This window comes from Enterobacter cloacae complex sp. P27C (assembly GCF_014895705.1).
In the GTDB taxonomy this organism is placed as follows: Bacteria; Pseudomonadota; Gammaproteobacteria; order Enterobacterales; family Enterobacteriaceae; genus Enterobacter; species Enterobacter bugandensis.
Genome location: NZ_JADBQB010000002.1, coordinates 496998 through 516260, shown reverse-complemented (window position 1 = coordinate 516260; position 19263 = coordinate 496998). Strand labels below are relative to the sequence as shown.

The following is a 19263-nucleotide window of genomic DNA, read 5'->3' as shown; positions in this document are numbered from 1 at the left end:
TATGACAAACTAAGAATAATTTTAAAAAACTGTGATTTATTATTACGGTAATAAATTTGTCAAATTCTGCCGCTACGCTTCCTGATCCCGCGCAACAAAGTGCCTGGTGATGCACTAAGGCAGTTGGCAACCGGGCTGACTCCTGTTAAAACGTTCGTTCGACATTACTTTCCCTTATCGTTGAACGGCAGAGAATCATGAGTGACAGCCAGACGCTGGTGGTAAAACTCGGTACCAGTGTGTTAACAGGCGGATCGCGCCGCCTAAATCGCGCCCACATTGTTGAGCTTGTACGCCAGTGCGCTCAGCTGCATGCCGCAGGGCACCGTATTGTGATTGTGACCTCCGGGGCGATTGCCGCCGGGCGTGAACACCTGGGTTATCCCGAACTTCCCGCGACGATCGCCTCTAAACAGCTGCTGGCCGCCGTGGGACAAAGCCGACTCATTCAACTCTGGGAACAGCTGTTCTCTATCTACGGTATTCACGTCGGGCAGATGCTGCTGACGCGTGCGGATATGGAAGACAGAGAGCGCTTCCTGAACGCCCGCGATACCCTGCGCGCGCTGCTGGACAACAATATCGTTCCGGTCATTAACGAGAACGATGCCGTTGCTACCGCTGAAATAAAAGTGGGCGATAACGATAACCTCTCTGCGCTGGCCGCCATTCTGGCCGGTGCCGATAAACTCCTGCTTCTGACCGATCAGCAGGGGCTGTTCACCGCGGACCCGCGCTCCAACCCGGAAGCCGAGCTGATTACCGATGTTCATGGTATCGACGATGCGCTGCGCGCCATCGCCGGTGACAGCGTGTCCGGCCTCGGAACGGGCGGGATGGGGACCAAGCTGCAGGCCGCCGACGTGGCGTGCCGCGCCGGTATCGACACCATCATTGCCGCGGGCAGCCGCCCTGGCGTGATTGGCGACGTGATGGAAGGCATTTCCGTCGGCACCCGCTTCCACGCCCAGGAATCCCCGCTGGAGAACCGCAAGCGCTGGATCTTTGGCGCGCCGCCTGCCGGTGAACTCACCGTTGATGAAGGGGCAACCGCGGCGATTCTGGAACGAGGGAGTTCATTGCTTCCTAAAGGAATTAAAAGCGTGACAGGAAACTTCTCCCGTGGTGAAGTGATCCGCATCCGTAACCTTGAAGGTCGCGACATCGCGCATGGCGTAAGCCGCTATAACAGCGATGCCCTGCGCCGCATTGCGGGCCACCACTCGCAGCAGATCGACGCCATTCTGGGCTATGAATATGGCCCGGTTGCCGTGCATCGCGATGACATGATTATTCGTTAAGGAGCCAGAACATGCTGGAACAAATGGGCGCAGCCGCGAAGGCCGCCTCTTACAAACTGGCGCTCCTTTCCAGCCGCGAGAAAAACCGCGTGCTGGAAAAAATCGCTGATTATCTGGAAGCTCAGTCTCAGGACATTTTGCTTGCCAACGAGCAGGATCTGCTGGAAGCGCGTCGAAACGGCCTGAGCGAAGCGATGCTCGACCGCCTGGCGCTGAACCCGGCGCGTCTTAAAAGTATCGCCGACGATGTCCGTCAGGTTTGTAACCTGGCCGACCCGGTAGGACAGGTGATTGACGGTGGGCTGCTCGACAGCGGTTTGCGTCTGGAGCGTCGCCGCGTGCCGCTCGGCGTCATCGGCGTGATTTATGAAGCCCGTCCAAACGTGACGGTTGACGTCGCTTCCCTGTGCCTGAAAACCGGTAATGCCGCCATTCTGCGCGGTGGGAAAGAGACCTGGCGCACCAACGCCGCGACGGTGAAAGTCATCCAGCAGGCGCTGGAAGAGTGCGGCTTGCCGGCTGGTGCCGTGCAGGCGATTGAGAGCCCTGACCGCGCACTGGTCAACGAGATGCTGCGCATGGACAAATACATCGACATGCTGATCCCACGCGGTGGCGCGGGCCTGCACAAACTGTGCCGCGAGCAGTCGACCATTCCGGTCATCACGGGCGGCATCGGCGTATGCCATATCGTGGTGGACGACAGCGCCGAAATTGAGCCAGCGCTGAAGATTATCGTCAACGCCAAAACCCAGCGCCCAAGCACCTGTAACACCGTGGAAACGCTGCTGGTGCACCAGGGGATTGCGAGCGCCTTCCTGCCAGCCCTGAGCAAACAGATGGCGGAGAGCGGGGTGACGCTGCACGCTGATACCAATGCCCTCGCGCTGCTCCAGGGGGGCCCGGCTAGCGTGGTTCCCGTAAAAGCGGAGCAGTACGACGACGAGTTCCTGTCGCTGGATCTGAACGTAAAGGTGGTTGCGGATCTCGACGACGCTATTGCGCACATTCGTGAACACGGCACGCAGCATTCTGACGCGATCCTGACGCGTACGCTGCGCAATGCCGATCGCTTTGTGAATGAAGTGGATTCCTCTGCGGTATATGTGAACGCCTCCACCCGCTTCACGGACGGCGGCCAGTTCGGACTTGGCGCAGAAGTGGCGGTCAGCACGCAGAAACTGCACGCGCGCGGTCCGATGGGCCTTGAAGCGCTGACCACCTATAAGTGGATCGGCTTCGGTGACGATACGATTCGTGCGTAAATAGTCACGGGTGATGCAAAAATAGCCGTTTGATTCAAAAGGGCATTGACGCATCACCCGGTTAGATCTAACCTTTTGCCCCGTGGTTACACTCGTAACCGGCCTCTCAGGGCCGATATAGCTCAGTTGGTAGAGCAGCGCATTCGTAATGCGAAGGTCGTAGGTTCGACTCCTATTATCGGCACTCACACAACAAAATCCTATAAAAACAATGACTTAAGGCGATTGTCGCTCTCAAGGTACAGTCTTTTTTTAAGGGATTCTATGACCAACAGTTGCCGCTATGGTTAACAGTGGCTATTCAGGGATGTTAGCATGTAGCGGCCTGTAGTTGTAAAGCTCGAACAGGTACAAAGCGTGAACAGTCCCCACGAACCGCTATCAACTCGAAGCTGATGACGCTGCCAACGTCTCTAAAACCTCCCGAAACAGATTGATCACACGCATTTAAGCCCGATGTGTGGCCGTATGAGCCACGTAAACAGGTGAATAGTGGTAAACGTACCTGCACACGACATGCAGGCTCTGCCAGCGTTTCGCTCACGCTCCGAAAGGTACACGAGCACCCTGATAAGGTTGATCCCTCTGACAATCTGATTTGGTCACTGGTGACTTCCGCAAAGCGAAACCAACCAGGTTGGCCAGATGAAGTCGCTACGCTCCGCTTGTCTTCTTACCACTAACGGGGCTTTATGGCTTCTATTGTCTGAAATCTGCTACATTGCACAAACATCATATGGATTACTGTAAAGTTCATCATTATGATTATGTGTGCCATTGCCAGTTAAGAAATGCGGAGAGGACAATATGGATGTTACTGATGAGGCTTTGTTGAGTTCTGGCTTTACACCATCGGATTTGAAGAAGATAAAGAACAACGTTGAAAGCTATGGTGGAACGTTGGGGAATGCAATCAGGGACCTGGCCAGGCGATTTATTCTAGCCGTGTGGGTTGTATCCGGTTGCCTTGCTGTATTCATTTTTCTTGTGATGTTCGCATCTGAGCAGAGTGTTTTCTCTGGTGCTATTGGCCTTTCTTGTGGCGCAGCGGTTGCAATTTTTATACAACCGCCTGTACTTGCTTATAAATCTTGGCGATTCTGTAGAGCGAACAAATCTTAATTAGTACTGTTATCAGTAGCCAGAAGATCAAAAATGACTTTCGCTTTGACACCATATCCAGCGATTTTCATCGTTAGCTTAGGCTTGCTCATTGTGTCAACTTTTCGGTAGTAATCACGCGGCAGCCAACGGAATAATCGCCAAGCTCCGGGTTTCCTTGCTAAGCCGAAGATACTATAGACACTCACCCCTAGAGTCACCGTATTATAAAGAGCTAATCCACTTTCTGGGCTAAACCCCATAAATTGTGCGGTCTCCATTGCGCCATCAGCAAAAATTCCTTCCGATTTGGATTGTTCACCATAGCGAAGATGGCTTGCTTCTTTTGTTATACCGTTAATACCATCAACAAATAAAACGGCTCCTGCAAGAACTCCAACAGGGGTCATAGTGGACATCATAACCATCCCACCAAATAATGCTGCTCCAGATACCACTATATGGATTGCCGAAATAACGTATCCGACGATTTTATTGTTTTCCCTGACAAACTCGACCTTTGCATAAAGTTGGGCGGCTCTGGTTCTTAACAGGCGTTCTTGTTCTTGCAGATTATCTGTTTCGGCACGCAGATTTTTGATGCATGCAATGCATTCTTCATCGGTTTTGGCCCGTCGTGCAGTTTCAAATTCTTTCTCTACGACCTGCCTTATCTCTTCGACAAACTTGATACGTGTTATCCCATCTTGCAAATAGAATGCTGATAGCCGATTTGCAGTTTCGACGAGTTTCCGGGCTTCCAGATTTACCATGGTATCTGACCATGTTCTGTTCCAGCCCCTGTTGAGCAGCGCAATATCCATTAAAGACTCCTTCCCAAAATGTGTCTGGTCATTTTACGTGCAATAAAGTCGAAGATAACAGGAAATACTTTCACAACCCGCCACTGTGGGTGTCCCGTTCCTTTATCCTTCCAGTTTACATTCTCCTGTTCAAAATATCCCCGGCTCTGTTGGTGATCTGCTAGACCGTCAGCCCAGGCTCTCGGTGAAAAGCGCTTTTCTTCGCCAAATATCGCTACGTGATGCCTTCAGCGACACGCCTCACTGCAACAAGGAGTGCAGTTACACAATGCTGCTTTGGGCTGACGCAAGGGAGATAACTTGATGTTTTGAAGTGCATCTGTTCACTAATTGTACAGCAATTTAACATGTTGTATCTTATAAGTACTTGGCTTTTTTGGTCAGGTATTGCTTTTCGGCGCGTTGGCGTGAAGCGGGGTATACAACAGCGATTTGATCAACAGAAGGATAGCATTCGGGAGGATTTGAGGTGAGTTTACTTGTTCAAGGATTTTGGATGAGTTTATCTGGTCACCCCACAACTTCGGGTTTCAGGCCTTTGATCCTGCCAGAGCATTAAACGCCATAAAAGCATATTTTTCTATTCACCAGCAGATGCAAAGTCACCACGGCGACGTTACCACAACGGGTAGAAGGTCTACCCTCACCTGGCGAAATTCTCCCGTCCTGGCGGTCATAGATGCGTATCTTTTTCCACACCAGCGCATGCAGTCCCATCAATCCCTTCTACGCTTCACCAGAAGCCCTCAGCTGCGATTTCTAGCACCAGATATAACTGGCGTAACGATAATCCATGACTTCCCACAGCGCGATACAGGATTCACCAGAGGGCATCTGTCTTGATGACAGTACGTCGTCTTGCCCTTGAATAGCAATAAGTGTCGCGGCATAAGCAACTTAATCCTCGTCATCATTCTGTAATACCCTACGCAGGATTCGGCTCGATTCCAGTATCGGCAGATCTTCCATTAATAACGCTGATCGCGATGGCAATTTATTAAACAAGCGCTCTGTTTGCGAGGCGAGATAGGCCACCAGAGGATGTGCGTCAGGGTCGCCTGAAATCAACTCCACGTTGTATTGCGTGACCGTGCCTTCACCAAAGACCCCCGAGCAGTAGTTGGTCCCGCCCAAATATCTGAAGTCTTCAATAAAAAAGCTGAACATGCGCATTATTTTGTGAGCATCGCGTTGGTCAGTGCGGTTGTCTGCTATCCGAAACAGTATGGTATTACCTTCAATGTCATATTGATAACGAAGGCGGTGCTGCTTAAATAGCAAGATAAGCAGTAAACGATTTATCCTGCTGAACTGTTCCGTCACCCTGACAACGTTGTTAATCATAGTATCTGACTGTTTTTTCATTTTCGCGTGGCGATGCGCCGCGCTTTTGCCGGGCCGAAGCTGTGGCTTTTCGATTCCCTGAAGGAGCTGAGCATCAATGACCCCATGCTCAATGACGTAATGAATATGCTTAATGGCGGGCTCCAGCGCCTCAATGGAAAACAGCTCGGTATAGCCGTCGCCGGCATCAATGCCCGTTTGATATTTGGCCAAAAGAAAATGCAGCATTTTTTCCAGCTTAAAGACCTCGGACTGCGGTAACGCAATGCGGTAAGAATGGGCATAATCCACATCGCCCCAGACCCGTTTTAGCGACTGAATGCGGTTATAGATATTATTGGCTTTACCCACTTTCATCATCTTTTTGGCCGGGAAAAGCAATAAATAGAGAAAAGAAGGGGTGTCCATAAAGCGCCTGTGAATGCGGTAACGGAAAAAGCAATGATAGAAGTTTTTTCATGCCAGGCGTAGCGTAGCGTTCACAATGCTGAGCGCTTCATGCTTAAGGCCGGTATAGCCCCAAAAGGCTATACCGCCACTCCCTCCTATCGTGCAATTAACGCAAACACGCCCCAGCCAATATATTCCCTTGTGTAAGCCACATGGCGCTTAGGCGCTGCCGTCAGCTCCGCGCGCACCTCCTGTGCAAAATCATCGTCGGGGTTTTGATCCAGCCAGCGGCGCAGGGTCATCCATTTCGCGGCTTCGTATCTGTCCCAGCCTTCCTGATCTGCCAGCACCATTTCGACCAGGTCATAGCCCTGGCGATCGAAAGACGCGACAAGGTCGGGCAGGGTGAGAAAGTCTGCGGTGGACGAGACGCCGCAAGCCCGAGCCGTCTCCTCCGTTGCGGGAACCTGTCGCCAGTAAGGTTCACCGATGAGCATGATTCCCCCGGGCTTAAGGCTTTGTGCCAGCAGGTCCATCGTCCCGGCAACGCCGCCCGCAATCCATGTGGCGCCAACACAGGCCGCCACGTCGCATTGTTCATCAGCCACGTAGCCCGCCGCGTCGTTATGCACAAAATGGACGCGTTCGCTGACGCCGAGCGCCTCTGCGCGCCGCGTTGCCTGCGCGGTAAAGATTGGGCTCATGTCGATACCGGTACCGGTAATCCCGTGATCGCGCGCCCAGGTGCAAAGCATCTCTCCCGAACCGCTGCCGAGATCGAGAAGGCGCGCGCCTGGCTTCATGCGTAACACGCGCCCCAGCGTGGCGTACTTTTCTGGCGTGAAGGGGTTATGAATGCGGTGTTCGCTTTCGCTAACAGTAAATATGCGTGGGATATCCATCATCCTCTCCTTAACGATTATCAGGCTGGGCACGGACGTTGTTCAGCCCGGTAGTATTGATACGGTAGGGCTGACCGTTAACGGATTTGATCAGCTTTTTGGTTTTGAGCTTTTTGAAGACGGCGAGCGTGCAGTCGCTGAGCAATAGCCCTTCGCGGCTGTAACATTCAACGGCGGTGACGCGGCCGGACGTATCGCGGACGTGCACAATACGGCCACCTTTGGCGAGAACGTGTAAGGTACGCTGTTCCTGACGGGATAAATTCATACTGGAAAACCTGTTTAATCATCATGTGCAAAACGTGCAAACACACAGCGGTGTCCGCATTCGATTTCGGCGCATTGATAATCAGTCCGGCCTGAAAAGGTCGGGGAGCTGATTATCGGATGATTACATTCTCCAGCATCAAAGCCTCGGATTGAGTTGAAAGGTATTTACGGGGTGAATGATAACACCCGGTCATTGTATGTGTATACCCAGGGTTGAAAAGTGTGATCCCGGTAAGATCACACTGTACCGTTTTTTATATTTTTATCGATTTCAGCCTGTGGCTTTCCGAACAGATAGCCCTGCACGAGATCGCAGCCCAGCGCCTGAAGCCGTTCAAGCTGCGCTTCGGTTTCCACACCTTCTGCAATGACCCGCATATTGAGGCTCTTCGCCATGCCGGTAATCAGTTTAACGATATTAAGCGCATCGTCTTGGGTGGATATCGGATTCACAAAGGATTTATCAATTTTAATTTTATCAAAATTGAGTTCACTCAGCCTCGAGAGCGAGGAATAACCCGTTCCGAAATCATCAATGGAAATTTTTACCCCCAGCGATCTGAGCTTTTTGAGAATAGTGAGCGGCGTGTTGCTGTCACTGAAGAGCGAAGACTCCGTAACTTCCAGCTCAAGGCGGCTGGCCGGCAAGCCCGTCTCTTTCAGGATGGACTGAACCATTGCAGTAAATGATTTAGTCCCCAGCTGAACAGGTGAGACGTTTACCGAGATTCTGGCCGGAACCGCCCAGGAAGCTGCCTCCCGGCAGGCAAGTTCAAGCACATTTTTGCCAATCTCATTAATCATCCCTGTTTTTTCAGCAACAGAAATAAAGTAATCAGGCGACAAAATCCCCTTTACCGGGTGTATCCAGCGAATAAGCGCTTCATAGCCGTAAATTTCATTGCTGAATGAATCGACAATAGGCTGGTAATAAACAACGAATTCATGGTTGCTGATCGCGAGAGCCATATCATGCTCAAGGGTTCTGCTTTCCTGCAGCTTCTGCAGCATCCACTGACGGAAGACTTTTATCTGCTGTGAGCCCTCTTTTTTGGCTTCGTAGAGGGCCAGATCGGCAAATTTATAGAGATAATCCGAGCGCCGCTCATTATCAGATAAGACGATACCTACACAGGTGGCAATTTTTATCAGCTGGTTATTGATTGTATAGGGCAGACTGATGTGAGCGCTGATCTCTTTGGCGCGCGAAACCGCTGCGTTCTCGGTCAGGCCGCTGGAGAGAAGTGCAAATTCGTCACCGCCCAGGCGGTAAAACGTATCCGTCGCGTTACTCATTGAGGTAAGCCGTCGGGATACCTGATTCAACAGTAAATCGCCGGCGTCATGGCCATAGGTATCGTTGACCTCTTTGAACCGGTCTAAATCAAATAACATCACCGTGACAGGGGTATGGTTTTTATCTGCCTGAAGGGTAATTTTATTGAGATCGTCCCAGAAGAACAGACGGTTTTTCATGCCGGTAAGGGAGTCATGATACACATCATATTCCAGCTTCGAATTCTGTATTTGCAGCGTTTCTTTTGAACGCTGAAGTTCGTCAGCGAGGGTTTTAACCTGCATGTGGGCTTTAAGAATATTTTTATTCTGATAGATCATTAAGAACCCCAGAATAAAGCTTAATATCACCAGAAGTAACGAAAGTACAGAGTAAATATAATATAGGATCTGTATTTTATGGTTAGATTCATTAATTGTGTTAATATCTTTGGTTAATGCGCTTGAAGACAGTTGACTGAGCGGCGCGTCGAGCAGATGCATATTTGCCAGGTACTTTTTTAATTCTTCATGGCTCATTTTTTCCAGGTTACTGTCCAGATACGCCAGTATTTCTTTCAGGCGTGCAGCGATTTCTTGATGCGTTTTATCGCTCTCAATATAGCGGCCTAAGTCTCCCCCGTTCAGTAACTCGCCCTGGCTGAGCATAATTTCGAGCCGCATGCGGGCCTGGTCTATCGTAACGTCATCAGTATCGGTTGCGTATAGACCAAGCCATGATTCAAATCGGTAGTACTCTGATACCAGTTGAGCCACGGACCAGGACTCAGTGTAGTGAGTCAGTTTTTGCAGCTCTTGCTGACGATCGTAAACAAGAAATGCAATATATCCCGTCGTGATAAAAAGAGAAAAAATGATACCAACCAGTATCCTGTTCATTATGTTCTCCTGAACTGCTATTCAATCTTCATTTTGCTAACCTGCCATGCTGAACGCGAGTAATAAATTTGATTATTCAACTCAGGAAGACTGTCATAAGGGTATACAATGAATGATGGGCCTTTATCGCGGATACGCATATATTCGCCATTAATCTTTAAGGCAAGAATAGCATTATATTTCTTAAAATCGCTGAGAGGAATAGCGGTAGCGTAATCATTAAGGGCAATAACATTAACGACAGAACCCTTTGCTCCAACATAATCCATGAGTTTGTTCATTGGAACACCCTCAAACTTCGTCCTGCCCGTATACCAGGGAGATGTCGTCTCGAAACTCACCATGCCGAGTTTTTCAAGGCTTGCGAGATCAAACACTGCTTTTCCATCTTCGTTAGTATTTTCTATATTCCCGTAAATCGTCAAAATGGGTTTTCCGGCGGGTTTCGGCAGTTCACCCGCCCAGGCTAAACTCTGAACCAGACAGCATACCAGCATTAGGATTAATCGCATTATGGCCTCCACTTTTGCACAGAAGTATATGAATTATAATTTAGTTATCCTACTAGTTTATGTATTTTGTTGAGACGCTACCGTTTTTGGATATGCGTTGCAGGAAAATGTTTTAAAATCATCGAGTTGAAGTGGTTTGGTGCGAGCGGGTTTTACAGCACTGTGAGTGCTTCTTTTTTTAAGTACGCGACCATTATGTGAATAAAGTCGCTTTCGGCTAAAAAACGATCGTTTTTTATTGACGCGCACGAGGCATCGCCCGGGCAGCGTTGCTAACCATAACGTCGGATGCCCCAGACTGCAGGTTACCGGGACAACGACGCCTGGTTATTTTTCGCCAATTTATATGTCGCGCTAATTGTGCCGTTTAATTATCACACTCCGGCGATTTTTTATTCGAGAGCGGATAAAAAGGCCTTTTTTTTATTTAATTTTTCTGGTTGCCGCTTTTCGTCATGCTGGCAAAAACGCTATCCCGGTAGATCCAGGCATGTACTAATGCAGCAGAAATATGTAATAGCACCACGGCAAAAAGGAGTTTTGCCAGAAGGCTATGCGCATCGTGACACCAGGCGAAAAGGGTTGGGCTTACTGGCAAAATCGGTGGGAGATTAAATCCCTCGAACATGACGACGGGCAAGCCTGCTGCCGACAGCTGCGCCCAGCCCAAAAATGGCATTGCCAGCATGAGCGCATACAGCAGCCAGTGCGACGCTTTAGCCGCAAGCACTTGCCAGAAGGGTAAATCAGCAGGCAGCCGGGGCGTCTTGCTACGAAGTCGGTTCACCAGACGGAGCAGCGCCAGCAGTAATATGGCAATCCCCAGAGGGCGATGCAGGTCGATAAGCGCAATCCGGTGATGAAGCGTCGTCATCATTGCGGTACCAATAAACAGCATGGCCAGAATCATCGCCGCCATTAGCCAGTGTAGTCCTCTTGCCAGGGCGTTGAAATGCTGCGGCGCTTTTCCGTGTTCTTGATTCGGGTTCATTTTATCTCCTGCTTTTCAACAGCTTCGGTGGCTTTGCCGTAACCAATTTCCCGTTCCCGGCGACTAAAGGAGTGTGAATACGCGGCGGAACGCGCGTTTAACACCGGATCGTCAGACACGTTCACACCCGAAGGAACCGTCGAGGGGTCGAAGTTAACGTCGCGGCACGGACCGTCAGCCTGGGCTTCGACGCGCACCACTTCCAGCGTACCGGCCACGATCTGCCTGCGATCGTTAGGCCACGGCCGGGAAGGGTCATCCACCGGATCGCCCGGCTGGGCGAGTTGCAGAACAAAATCCCAGTAGAGAGGCTTCTGAGCAAGCCTCTGGCTGACGCCCTCGAACATGATGTTGCGATCGGCCTTCTGGCGCTGCTCCTCGCTCAGCGACACAAAAGGATCGTGCGGGCGCATCATCCAGCGTACCGCCTGGCGATTTCCGAGACCGTCCACGAGGTAAAAGGCGTTAATGCTGTAGAACGTTGCGCCGGCAAAGCTCCCGGGGGCGGGCTTTTGTGCCGCCCATTTGAGGTATTTCTCTGCTTCCGGATAGGCTTTTAAGAATGCCGCGAGGCGCTGTGGATCCGGCTTGCCGGTGGCCGGGTCTGGCGCGGTTGCCTGGTGCAGCGCCAGAAATCCTTCAGGGTCCCGGGTCGCAAAGAAGGGTTCGTTGTTCATCGCCATACGCCACTGCTGGTTATCGTCTGTTCTGAACATCAGGGCCATGCTCAGGGTTTTCGTTGAGCTATCCGCCGCGTGGGGGTCGCCAGTGCCGATGGAAAACCGTCCGACAACAGGGGTATGCTGCTGGGAAAAAAGGCGCGCGGTTGACAAAGACGTTGCTGAACCGGCTGGAATGAAGTTTCCCGTAAAACACATTCCTTTGCCGTGTGCCCGGCGAAATCCGGGAGGAAACGGCGTTGGTGTTTCCGAGACTAATGCCTGACTGGTGGTGCGAGAACCGATCCAACCCGCCGTCCACGCAAATGCGGATGCTATCGCGCCCACGATCGCGGCGATGATGGCCAGCGCTCCCCAGGATTTTTTGGATCGTAAATCCACATTAGACATAGACGTTTTTCCAGTGTGAAAGAATAATACCTGTCACGCGCACGAACATCGGCGAGCCACGCATTAATACAGGGATAAAGTTGAGGCGATTATTTTTTTATAATCGCGGTAATATGCCAGAGGATATTTTTATGATGAGGCGATTATAGACGCGCTAAAGAATAATAGACTGAAAAGCCACTATTTTTATAACGTGCGTTTTACGCTCTGAGAAGAGTATATAAGGTAAACTTTATTAAAAAAGAATATCACGAAAAGTTTATAATTTTTGATGCCAGATATTTTCGCGTTCGCCACCCGGCGGGCGGTCTAACCCGCCTCCAGCATCCCAAAACTCACAATTCGCGAGCGTCCCAGCTCTTTCGCCCGGTACAGTGCCACGTCCGCGGCGCGCAGCAGGTTGTCACTTTGAGCATGCTCTGGATAGCTGGCGATACCAATCGACACATCCACCGGCCCAATCTCGGTCAGCCCGTAGCGAAGCGATAGCGCATGCACGCCGTTGTAAATCTTCTGCGCGCAGGCGTGCGCTTCTGCTTCACCGGCCCCGGGAAGCAGAACCAGAAACTCCTCGCCCCCGTAGCGGAATGCCAGCCCGCCGTCGTGCGCGGCCCGCTGAACAATCGTCGCCACGTTTTTGATTACCTGATCGCCGGCCTCGTGACCAAAGCGGTCGTTAATGCTTTTAAAGTGATCGATGTCGATCATCATGCAGCTTAACGGCTCGCCGTTGCGCATGGCCTGCGTCATTTGCGTGTGCAGGGTGTCTTCCAGATGGTGACGGTTACGCAGGCCGGTGAGCGGGTCAAACAAAGCTTTTTCCAGCAGCGCGTCGCGCAGGCGCTGATTCGCCAGCGCCAGTCCGAGCGCCTCGGCCATCAGCTCCAGATACGCGCGTGCAGGAGCATTTTCCGGGGTGATGTTCTGGAACGAGAGCAACCCAATGGCCTCGCCCTGGGCGATAAGCGGTACGCACAGCGCGCTTTCCGCCTGTGATGCCGGGAGATGATAGCAGGCGACATCCGGTTCACCGTTAACCGGCGGGTGGCTCTGACCGCGACGCACGGCCCAGCACGCATCGGGGTGGAATGTGGCCTTATCATCTGCCGGTGAAAGCCACTGGGCGACGCAGCGCATTTGCCACGGATCGCGGTCAAAAACGTAGAGCCGGCCCGCTATCCCCGGCGCGATATTGGGCGCAAACAGCTCCGCCACGTTGATCACATCGTCAAAGTTTTCACACCCCTGCAGCCGCTGGGTCATGCGCGCCAGCAGCTCGCGGATGGCCCAGTCGGCGTCGCGCTCTTTTTCCAGACGCTGTCGCGCAAGGCCGTTTTCACGAAAGATGCGGATGGCCTGGGCCATATCGCCAATCTCATCAATCTGGTTAAAGTTGGGCGTTTCAACGGCGAAGTCCTGAGAGGCCAGACGGTGAACCACGTCGCTCAGGCGTACCACCGGGCGCAGCACGCGGCGTTTTAATATAAAGCCGAGCACAAACAAGAACAGCAGGGCGGTCAGGCCAACCATCACTTCAGAAGCCGTGCGCAGCGCTTTCGATTTTTTCGTCGCCTCCCGCACGGAGGCAATGACACGTTTGTCGAGTATCTGGCGAAAGCGATCGATTTGGGTTTGTGCGCGCTCAAGCTCCTGCTCGTAGGGCATGCCATAGAGCAGGGCAACGGCCTGCGCATCTTCACCCCGGGCCGCGCTCGTCAGTGCCGCCTGCTGCTCATCCTGCAGTGCATCAATGATTTTTAAACCATCATGCAGCAGGGCCAGCTCGTCATCTGAAGCGCCGGTGTCCTGCAGTTTCTCCAGCTTCAGCTCGATGCTCTTCAGTTTTTTCTCTGACGCATTGTACTCATCCAGGATTTGCGGATTTTTTTTGATGACATACAGGCGCGCTAAATCGGACTGTATCCAGGCGTCGGTTTCAATATTTTCTGTAAGCTCATCAAAACGCTGGCGTTGTTCAATGGCCTGACGTTCGGCGGTGTCAGCACCGGAGGCCATCAGCATGATAATGCCGGAGGCGATAGTTAGGCAGACCGTGGCACCGTAGGCCCAGTTGGTTATTGTCGCGATTCGCACCTGGAGATCCTTTTACTGCATAAAGAGGATGGCGTTCTTCAAATTATAGAAAACGTATGATTTAAGGCGAAAAAAAAGGCGGCACAGCGCCGCCTGATGTGGTCGTTATCGTCACGTCCCTACAAATCTGGAGAGTTTTTTCCCTCTTCGATGAACTCGGCGTCCAGCTCTTCGGCATTCCCCGCGTGATCGCGGCCGGAGAAGAGGTTCCAGCAGGCGATAAACAGCGCGGCGATGAGCGGCCCAATCACAAAGCCGTTAATGCCGTACAGCTCCATACCGCCGAGGGTAGTGATCAAAATCAGGTAATCCGGCATTTTGGTGTCTTTTCCCACCAGCAGCGGGCGCAGGATATTGTCCACCAGCCCGACAATAATCACGAAGAAGCCAACAATAAACAGCCCCTGCCAGATCTGGTGCGTGGCGAACAGGTAAATGGCGGCTGGCACCCAGACAATCGCCGAGCCGACGGCGGGGACCAGCGAGAGGAACGCCATCAGCGCACCCCAGAGCACGCTGCCGTCGATGCCCACGATGGCAAACGCGATCCCGCCGAGCGTGCCCTGAACGACGGCCACCACCGCCGTCCCTTTCACCGTCGCCCGGGAGACGCCGACGAACTTGGCGAACAGGTGCTGTTTAACAAAATCAGACAGCGGCAGGGAGTCGAGGATCTGGCGTACCAGATACGGTCCATCCTTCAGCAGGAAGAACAGCAGGTAAAGCATGATGCCGAAGCTAATCGCAAAGCCAAACGTGCCTTTGCCGATCAGGAACGCGCTGCCTGCCAGATACTGCCCGCCCTGCAGCGCAACGTCGGAGAGTTTTTTCTGGATCTGCGCCGCGTTGGTCAGGTTGTGATCCGCCAGGAAGCCGCTGGCCCAGTCCGGCAAGTGGTTGAAGATGCTCGCCACTACCTCCGGGAATTGGGTGTTGTTCTCCTGAAGCTTCGTGTAAACCACGTTCAGCTCAATGGCGAGCGAGGAGAGGATCACCATCAGCGGGATAAAGACAATCAGGCAGATAATGCCGATGGTCAGCAGCGAGGCCAGCCCGTTGCGCTCCCCCAGCGCGGTGCGCAGCTTGTTTTTTACCGGGTTGAAGATGACGGTCAGAATGGCGGCCCACAGTATCGCGGAGAAGTAGGGCGACAGCACGTCAAAGAAGGCCCAGGTCACAAGGGCGAGAATGAAAATAAAGAAACCTTTAGTCAGTCCGTTAAAGCGCATCAGTCAGTCCTGGTTACTAAGAAACTGTGACGACTATAGAACCGATTGCGAGAATTACCAACCCGGCGGCCAGTTCAGCAATATCGCAGTATGAATTTGCGCTTCACGGATAGCACTTTCGACTGACCGAAGATCGCACGCTCCCGCACCATGCTGTTAGTATCTGCTTGCGGAGGTGCTTATGGCCTGGCGTCCCATTCTTTATGTCATCCTCACAACCCACCCCAGACTCAGCGCGCGGCGCGCCCGTTTGCGTCTGGTCATCTAGCTTTTTATTAACAATCGCGGTATAACACCTTCTTTGGATGTTTAGATGTCCATACGTATAGAAGGTAATATGCAAACACAACAAGAAAATGGACAGCTTAAGCGCACCATGAAAACACGCCACCTGATTATGCTCTCGCTGGGCGGCGTGATTGGGACAGGGTTATTCTTCAATACCGGATACATCATTTCCACCACCGGTGCGGCGGGCACGCTGCTGGCGTACCTGATCGGCGCGCTGGTGGTCTGGCTGGTGATGCAGTGTCTGGGCGAACTCTCCGTGGCGATGCCGGAAACCGGCGCGTTCCACGTCTATGCCGCCCGATATCTCGGCCCGGCGACGGGCTATACCGTGGCGTGGCTCTACTGGCTTACCTGGACGGTGGCGCTCGGCTCGAGCTTTACCGCCGCCGGGTTCTGTATGCAGTACTGGTTCCCGCAGGTGCCCGTCTGGGCGTGGTGCGTGGTCTTTTGCGTGGTGATATTCGGCCTTAACGTCATCTCCACGCGCTTCTTTGCCGAAGGGGAATTCTGGTTCTCGCTGGTGAAGGTCATCACCATCATCGCCTTTATCATCCTCGGCGGGGCGGCCGTCTTTGGTTTCATTCCGATGCAGGACGGTTCACCCGCGCCGGGCTTAAGCAACATCACCGCCGAGGGCTGGTTCCCGCACGGCGGTCTGCCGATCCTGATGACCATGGTGGCGGTGAATTTTGCCTTCTCCGGGACCGAGCTTATCGGTATCGCGGCGGGTGAAACGGAAAATCCGCACAAGGTCATTCCGGTTGCGATCCGCACCACCATCGCGCGGCTGATCATCTTCTTTATCGGCACCGTGTTTGTGCTGGCGGCGCTGATCCCGATGCAGCAGGCGGGCGTGGAAAAAAGCCCGTTCGTGCTGGTGTTTGAAAAGGTCGGTATTCCTTATGCCGCTGATATCTTTAACTTCGTGATCCTGACGGCGATCCTCTCGGCGGCGAACTCTGGCTTATATGCGTCCGGGCGCATGCTGTGGTCGCTCTCGAATGAGAAAACGCTCCCGCGCTGTTTTGCCCGCGTGAACAAAAACGGCGTGCCGCTGACGGCGCTCTCGGTTTCCATGCTCGGCGGCGTGCTGGCGCTGTTCTCAAGCGTGGTGGCCCCGGACACGGTGTTTGTCGCACTCTCGGCCATTTCTGGCTTTGCGGTGGTGGCGGTGTGGATCAGCATCTGCGCGTCGCACTTCGTTTTCCGTCGCCGTCATCTGCAGTCCGGCCAGCCGCTCTCTGCGCTGCAGTACCGCGCGCCGTGGTATCCGCTGGTGCCGGTGCTCGGTTTTATCCTCTGCGTGGTGGCCTGCGTCGGCCTGTGGTTTGACCCCAGCCAGCGCATTGCCCTTTATTGCGGGCTTCCGTTCGTCGCCCTGTGTTATGGTGCCTACTACCTGACCCGAAATATGACATCGCAGGAGCCTGAACATGTCGCAGAATAATCCGCTTACCGCCATCCTTGAAAAACAGCCGTTTGTGGTGCTGGATGGCGCAATGGCAACGGAGCTGGAAGCGCGCGGCTGTAACCTTGCAGACAGCCTCTGGTCGGCCAAAGTGCTGGTGGAAAACCCGGATCTTATCCGTGAAGTGCATCTTGATTACTACCGCGCGGGCGCGCAGGTGGCGATCACCGCCAGCTACCAGGCCACGCCTGCGGGCTTTGCGGCACGCGGTCTGGATGAGGCGCAGTCCCGCGCGCTGATTGGCAAAAGCGTGGAGCTGGCGCGTAAGGCGCGCGAAGCGTACCTGGCCGAAAACCCGCACGCGGGCACGCTGCTGGTAGCGGGCTCCGTAGGGCCGTACGGCGCGTATCTGGCGGATGGCTCAGAGTATCGCGGCGACTACGTGCGCAGTGCCGAAGAATTCACAGAATTCCATCGCCCGCGCGTGGAAGCGCTGCTGGACGCGGGTGCAGACCTGCTGGCCTGCGAAACGCTGCCGTCGTTCACGGAAATAAAGGCGCTGGCCGCGTTGCTGACGGCGTATCCCCGCGCGCGGGCGTGGTTCTCCTTCACCCTGCGCGACAGCGAGCACCTGAGCGACGGCACGCCGCTGCGGGAGGTGGTTTCTTCTCTGGAGGACTATCCGCAGGTCGTCGCGCTGGGCATCAACTGTATCGCGCTGGAAAACACCACGGCGGCGCTGAAGCAGTTGCAAAGCCTGACGCCGCTGCCGCTGGTGGTCTACCCGAACTCGGGCGAGCATTATGATGCGGTAACCAAAACCTGGCACCACCACGGCGAAGCGTGCGAGACGCTGGCGGGGTATCTGCCGCAGTGGCTGGCGGCGGGAGCGAAGTTAATCGGCGGATGTTGTCGCACCACGCCAAAGGATATTGCAGAGCTGAACGCGCAGCGCTGAGTTTGTGCCGGGTAAGGCGCAGGCGCCACCCGGCACAAACCAACCGCACAAAATCAACTATCCTTTCCCGCTTTTTTTCTAAAAACGAATCGTCATTAGCGATTCTTTTTTATTCCTTTATCAAAATTCCCGCGCCGGAAATACTGCCCTCATAACAACAGGGGAGCAGGCACTATGGCAATTTCATCGCGAATCACACTTCTCGGCGCGCTGGCGCTGTGGGCATTTCAGGCGCAGGCGGTGGACGTTACCGTCGCGTATCAAACGTCGGCTGAGCCGGCGAAGGTTGCGCAGGCGGATAATACCTTTGCGAAAGAGAGCGGCGCGAAAGTCGACTGGCGCAAGTTCGACAGCGGCGCGTCCGTCGTGCGTGCGTTAGCGTCCGGCGACGTGCAGATTGGCAATATCGGCTCCAGCCCGCTGGCGGTCGCGGCCACCCAGCAGGTACCGATTGAGGTTTTCCTCCTCGCCTCGCAGCTCGGTAACTCTGAAGCGCTGGTGGTAAAGAAAAACATCACCAAACCGGAGGATCTGATCGGCAAACGCATCGCCGTGCCGTTTATCTCCACCACCCACTACAGCCTGCTGGCGGCGCTCAAACACTGGGGCATCAAGCCGGGGCAGGTGCAAATCATCAATCTTCAGCCGCCGGCGATTATCGCCGCCTGGCAGCGCGGGGATATTGACGGGGCCTACGTGTGGGCACCGGCAGTAAACGAGCTGGAAAAAGACGGCACCGTGCTGACCGACTCCGAGAAAGTGGGCCAGTGGGGCGCGCCGACCCTCGACGTGTGGGTGGTGCGCAAAGACTTTGCCGAGAAACATCCTGAGGTGGTGAAAGCCTTCGCGAAAAGCGCGATTGACGCCCAGCAGCCGTACATCAGCAACCCGGATGAGTGGCTGAAGCAGCCCGCCAATCTGGAAAAACTCTCCCGCCTGAGCGGCGTGCAGGAAGCGGACGTGCCGGGGCTGGTGAGGGGCAATACCTATCTGACCCCCGCGCAGCAGGTGCAGCAGCTAAACGGGCCGGTGAGCAAAGCGATTGTAGATACCGCCACCTTCCTGAAAGAGCAGGGCAAAGTGCCTGCGGTCGCGGCGGATTACAGTCAGTACGTCACCGACCGCTTTGTGAAATAAG

Annotated in this window: 16 protein-coding genes and 1 tRNA gene; 7 read left to right on the top strand and 10 right to left on the bottom strand. The window is 53.6% G+C overall.

The window, feature by feature from the left end; all coding sequences use genetic code 11:
* Window positions 1–197: 197 nt before the first annotated feature.
* The 4 genes from proB to IM291_RS05870 all read left to right on the top strand — a co-directional run bounded on the left by proB (window position 198) and on the right by IM291_RS05870 (window position 3688).
* The gene (proB, locus tag IM291_RS05885) at window positions 198–1301 is read left to right on the top strand and encodes a glutamate 5-kinase (protein ID WP_014882684.1); all 1104 of its coding nucleotides are present in this window, start codon (window positions 198–200) and stop codon (window positions 1299–1301) included.
* Window positions 1302–1312: 11 nt separating this feature from the next.
* Window positions 1313–2566 carry a glutamate-5-semialdehyde dehydrogenase gene (gene proA, locus IM291_RS05880; protein ID WP_059357359.1) on the top strand — a complete coding sequence of 418 codons (1254 nt, stop codon included), beginning with the start codon at window positions 1313–1315 and terminating at the stop codon, window positions 2564–2566.
* 111 nt (window positions 2567–2677) lie between these two features.
* Window positions 2678–2750: transfer RNA gene (locus IM291_RS05875), tRNA-Thr, on the top strand.
* Window positions 2751–3373: 623 nt separating this feature from the next.
* A complete protein-coding gene (locus IM291_RS05870) occupies window positions 3374–3688 on the top strand; it encodes a hypothetical protein (protein WP_015673660.1) in 315 nt (104 codons plus the stop codon).
* Here the strand turns inward: IM291_RS05870 and IM291_RS05865 are convergent.
* The 10 genes from IM291_RS05865 to IM291_RS05820 all read right to left on the bottom strand — a co-directional run bounded on the left by IM291_RS05865 (window position 3685) and on the right by IM291_RS05820 (window position 15468).
* A complete protein-coding gene (locus tag IM291_RS05865; protein ID WP_049119898.1) occupies window positions 3685–4491 on the bottom strand; it encodes a DUF4225 domain-containing protein in 807 nt (268 codons plus the stop codon). The genes IM291_RS05870 and IM291_RS05865 overlap by 4 nt on opposite strands.
* 897 nt (window positions 4492–5388) lie before the next feature.
* Complete coding sequence (locus IM291_RS05860) at window positions 5389–6243, bottom strand: GIY-YIG nuclease family protein (RefSeq protein ID WP_049001814.1); 855 nt, start codon at window positions 6241–6243, stop codon at window positions 5389–5391.
* A gap of 137 nt (window positions 6244–6380) precedes the next feature.
* Window positions 6381–7127: a cyclopropane-fatty-acyl-phospholipid synthase family protein gene (locus IM291_RS05855; protein WP_049001819.1), complete on the bottom strand. Its 747-nt coding sequence runs from the start codon at window positions 7125–7127 to the stop codon at window positions 6381–6383.
* 10 nt (window positions 7128–7137) lie between these two features.
* Window positions 7138–7395, bottom strand: coding sequence for a YjhX family toxin (locus tag IM291_RS05850; RefSeq protein ID WP_028012097.1), 258 nt, complete (start codon window positions 7393–7395; stop codon window positions 7138–7140).
* A 239-nt stretch (window positions 7396–7634) separates the two neighbouring features.
* Entirely contained in the window at window positions 7635–9572 is a 1938-nt protein-coding gene (locus IM291_RS05845; RefSeq protein ID WP_047367578.1) for a bifunctional diguanylate cyclase/phosphodiesterase, read from the bottom strand.
* A 17-nt stretch (window positions 9573–9589) separates the two neighbouring features.
* Entirely contained in the window at window positions 9590–10084 is a 495-nt protein-coding gene (locus IM291_RS05840) for a molybdopterin-dependent oxidoreductase (protein ID WP_028012099.1), read from the bottom strand.
* A 427-nt stretch (window positions 10085–10511) separates the two neighbouring features.
* A complete protein-coding gene (locus IM291_RS05835) occupies window positions 10512–11075 on the bottom strand; it encodes a cytochrome b (RefSeq protein ID WP_041911125.1) in 564 nt (187 codons plus the stop codon).
* Window positions 11072–12145: a catalase family peroxidase gene (locus tag IM291_RS05830; protein ID WP_049001823.1), complete on the bottom strand. Its 1074-nt coding sequence runs from the start codon at window positions 12143–12145 to the stop codon at window positions 11072–11074. The genes IM291_RS05835 and IM291_RS05830 overlap by 4 nt, the downstream gene beginning before the upstream one ends.
* Window positions 12146–12454: 309 nt before the next feature.
* On the bottom strand, window positions 12455–14239 hold the full coding sequence (locus IM291_RS05825) for a diguanylate cyclase (RefSeq protein WP_192986336.1): 1785 nt from the start codon (window positions 14237–14239) through the stop codon (window positions 12455–12457).
* A gap of 119 nt (window positions 14240–14358) precedes the next feature.
* Complete coding sequence (locus IM291_RS05820) at window positions 14359–15468, bottom strand: AI-2E family transporter (protein ID WP_192986334.1); 1110 nt, start codon at window positions 15466–15468, stop codon at window positions 14359–14361.
* Window positions 15469–15805: 337 nt separating this feature from the next.
* Between IM291_RS05820 and mmuP the strand changes: the two genes are divergently transcribed.
* From mmuP to tauA, 3 genes are all read left to right on the top strand, one after another.
* Window positions 15806–17206, top strand: a complete 1401-nt coding sequence (gene mmuP / locus IM291_RS05815) for an S-methylmethionine permease (protein ID WP_001194698.1) — start codon at window positions 15806–15808, stop codon at window positions 17204–17206.
* A complete protein-coding gene (gene mmuM, locus IM291_RS05810) occupies window positions 17193–18125 on the top strand; it encodes a homocysteine S-methyltransferase (RefSeq protein ID WP_048959544.1) in 933 nt (310 codons plus the stop codon). The genes mmuP and mmuM overlap by 14 nt, the downstream gene beginning before the upstream one ends.
* A 174-nt stretch (window positions 18126–18299) precedes the next feature.
* Window positions 18300–19262, top strand: a complete 963-nt coding sequence (gene tauA, locus IM291_RS05805; RefSeq protein WP_192986332.1) for a taurine ABC transporter substrate-binding protein — start codon at window positions 18300–18302, stop codon at window positions 19260–19262.
* Window position 19263: the final 1 nt, after the last annotated feature.